Raw genomic sequence first — 464 nt, 5'->3', positions numbered from 1 at the left:
ACACAAAGCACACCCATTCTCCAACCCCTTCAACCTCAACAGACCCAAAGACTCTCAAAAAACATCTCTAAGCCTCTTGACCCACCACGCCCGCATCTCGCAAAAGATAAATAAATGACAGGCTGAAGCCATCCATAATCGAAATTTCAGGCGCGCTCAATTCAATCAAAGCACCGTCGATGCCGCAGACAAACAGAGCCGACATAATATGTTCAACCACACCAATACGCACGCCCCCATCGGTAACGACAGCTAAAAAAAAACAAACACCACCAACCAAACAAAAACCCAACCCAACCACCCCACCCACCCCCCCACCCAAACCAACACAACAAAACAAAACACCACCACCCCCCCCAACAAAACACAAAACCAAAACAACCCCCCCACCCAAACGCAGGCCAACACCAGCAACACCCACCAACCCAACCAAAACCCACCACAACACAACCACCCCCCCCAAA

At 50.2% G+C, this 464-nt stretch carries 1 protein-coding gene; it reads right to left on the bottom strand.

The annotated features are described in order from the left end of the window. Window positions 1-67 precede the first annotated feature (67 nt). Window positions 68-464: UDP-3-O-acyl-N-acetylglucosamine deacetylase (locus ACTHTJ_RS10825; protein ID WP_440362684.1), on the bottom strand; the 397-nt coding region annotated here is incomplete at its 5' end.

The organism is Neisseria sp. P0018.S001, from assembly GCF_051957355.1.
GTDB classification, from domain to species: domain Bacteria; phylum Pseudomonadota; class Gammaproteobacteria; order Burkholderiales; family Neisseriaceae; genus Neisseria; species Neisseria subflava_A.
Note: the sequence above shows the minus strand (reverse complement) of the source record. Positions and strands in the feature narration are given on the sequence as shown.